We start from the raw sequence: 2,756 nt of genomic DNA, 5'->3' as shown, positions 1-2,756 counted from the left end.
ATTACGGCCGCCAGTTCAAATGTATTTATTTTGATTTATGCGGGTATATGCGTACAGGTGTACCGACACATTGAAGCGTACAAAGTCTCTAGTGCGGAATACTCAGGTTTACTAGGAGCGGTGGTGGTCGGCATCATATGGTTTAACGAAGTGCCAAACGTAACTTTGTTAATAGGTTCTGCGTTGATTATTTTACCTTTGATATGGCTTGCTACTCTTGAATCTATGAGGTTTAGACAAAAAATTGGGTAGGATAACTAGGGCGTGTTGAATATTCATAATTTCAGCCAGATATAAGCTGTAGTGGCATAATAAAACTGGACAGCGTATAAGAGGTTTATACTAGGGCGTGTCCTCATTTTAAAAATGGTGATAAAAATGAGATAAATTGTAGCCAAACAAGGAAAATAGTGCAGTTAATATCGGGATATTACCCAGCTGTTTGACGAAGTTTGGAAAAATTTAGCCATTTTTAGACCATTTAGATATCCATCGATTAAATTGAGGACACGCCCCAACCAAAAGAAAGAAAATAGTACGACCAACAAACGCAACCCATACTCTCGAGAATTCAAGTTATAAGCTATCAGTTTAGGCGTTGAACACAAGCATAAAATACCTGACGTTGCTGATACATTAGTTATAGGTAAGTCTATCCTGCAGAAATGGCTAAGTCATTATTGTTAAGCAATGAATGACCAAGCACCTAAAACTGGTAATGCCTTAACGGATGAATAGCGAGAGCTCTAAGAACTGCGTAAATAGGTTAAGCGGCTGACTATGGAGCGCGATATCTTAAAAATGCTTCTGCTCTTCTGGCATTAGACAACCTTAAAGGCTATTGTTGATCAGCCAGCTGCAGAGCAAAATAAACGGGTGAGTAAAGGCCTTCTGTGTAAGCTATTTGGCTTGATAAAAAGCAGTTACTATTATGGACTAAAGCCGCCACCCGTCCGCCTAGAAATCGTCAAGTACAAGGCGTTAATCCGTCAAATATTCAACGATTCCTAGCAATCGGTAGAGGCTCATACTAATGAGTAAGTATGGCAGCAAATTTTTACGTTATATGATAGCTAAGTTGATCTAACAAATCGGCCTTAAAAGCTGTTAGTTAAAGACGCATAAATACAAGCACGCTGATCAAACATATGACGATATATTAGCTTGAAACTTTAGCCCAACAGCGCCCAATCAAGTCTGTACGGGTGATGTTACTTATATTCATATTAAAGGTGGCTGGTACTATTGAGCGGTAGTTTTAAATTTTTATGCTCAGTATGTAGAGGTATTTCTGGGTCACCCCCCCCTCACAGTGTACTGATAACTAAAGCGCTACAGATAGCGTATCAAACACGCCTGAAACTAAGTGATGTGCTGCTTCATTCTGATAAAGGGACGCATTATACCAGTAAGAAATTCGCTGAATCTGTCGCTGGTTGCGATCGCATGACCCAAAGTATGAGTCGTCTTGGTAATTGTTGGGATAACGCCCCAACTAGAAGGCTCTTCAGGAGCTCTAAAACAGAATGCATGCTAAAGGGCGGTTACGAAGATATTACTGATAGTGACCTTATCAAACTTTGAGACTACATAGTTTTAATGACTATTTGCTACCAGCAGGAAAATAGAGACGTTATTTTAACCAAAATATTTTACTAGCTGTCTCAAATTAGTTGACCACTACAAGGATTATATATGTCAGCAACCAAAGAAGAGATAACTGCCTTTCTGGCATTAGAATTTCCTCAAACCAAATGCATAGTTGAAGCAGTAGACGATAACAGTTCCATCTTATCGCATGATATTGGTAGAGATGAGTTGCGTCCAGGTGGCACCGTCTCTGGTCCTGTATTAATGAGCATTGCTGATGTCGCACTCTATGTAGCGATATTTGGTAAAATTGGTATTGTGCCTTTAACAGTAACGACGAGCCTAACCATCAATTTTTTGCGTAAACCATCAGCAGACGCACGTATCATTGCTAAGTGCACCTTACTAAAAGTAGGACGTACGCTAATCGTAGGCGAAGTTTCCTTGTACTCAGAAGGATTTGGCGACTTGGTTGCACATGTCGTTGGCACATATTCCGTACCTCCTAATCACGACTAAATGACTTATAAATACACACTATTCAACACTATCGTCTCAGTGAGTTATGCTGAAGAAACTTTAGAACATTTAGTGTAACTTTTAATGCTGAAGCTATCAAAAAAGAGCAGAAAAAAACTATAATGTTTCAGCGACGGCAAAGTAGCTAGGCAGCTCAGGATGAATGAGATATCTTAAATATGAAAGAAGGAAGCGAGGCACTGCTTCGCCCCGACGCAAGATAAGAGCTATGCTCGAATGAGACCACTGCGTACTTCGCAAATCACAGTTAGTGAAATACGCCTTTATTAAAGATAGCCAATCCCTCTTCAACATTACTACTATGTACAGTGTCGATAAAGGATTGCATGAGCTGCTTTTGGAAGTCTTTGATGTCATCATAGCTATTCATGCTAACAGCCATTTGCTCGGCCAGTTTTTTAATATCAGATTGAGTAGCCACTGCTTATTCTCCTGTTATTGAGTTATAAGCAGTTACACAGTTTTTAGGAAAGGCTGTGTGGCAATTTATAGTTGCTTTTACTATATATAGAAACTTTAATCATATTGATTGAGGTTTCTACTTATATCAATGAACTGACCCCCATAAGTTGGACACAACTTATGGGGTATTTTTATGCGTTACGATCTAGACTTTAAGATGCAAG

At 39.3% G+C, this 2,756-nt stretch carries 3 protein-coding genes; 2 read left to right on the top strand and 1 reads right to left on the bottom strand.

Annotated elements, in window-relative coordinates:
• Both AC2FA3_RS14930 and AC2FA3_RS14925 read left to right on the top strand, forming a co-directional pair.
• A partial coding sequence (locus tag AC2FA3_RS14930) for a hypothetical protein (RefSeq protein ID WP_490510266.1) occupies nt 1–252 on the top strand: 252 nt, incomplete at its 5' end.
• Between the two features lie 1,443 nt (nt 253–1,695).
• Complete coding sequence (locus AC2FA3_RS14925) at nt 1,696–2,109, top strand: PaaI family thioesterase (RefSeq protein ID WP_201624235.1); 414 nt, start codon at nt 1,696–1,698, stop codon at nt 2,107–2,109.
• Between the two features lie 268 nt (nt 2,110–2,377).
• Here the strand turns inward: AC2FA3_RS14925 and AC2FA3_RS14920 are convergent, their stop codons facing one another.
• Nucleotides 2,378–2,551 (bottom strand): hypothetical protein, encoded by a 174-nt coding sequence (locus AC2FA3_RS14920; protein WP_201624233.1) that lies wholly within the window; start codon nt 2,549–2,551, stop codon nt 2,378–2,380.
• Nucleotides 2,552–2,756 lie beyond the last annotated feature (205 nt).

It is taken from the genome of Janibacter sp. CoH_79_TC_3 (assembly GCF_058197955.1).
The sequence above is the reverse complement of the archived record's forward strand: the minus strand, read 5'-3'. Positions and strand labels throughout refer to the sequence as shown.

Bases quoted from the DNA above. Each gene is read 5' to 3' on its own strand.
- AC2FA3_RS14925 (WP_201624235.1), top strand. From the start codon at position 1,696: ATGTCAGCAACCAAAGAAGAGATAACTGCCTTTCTGGCATTAGAATTT.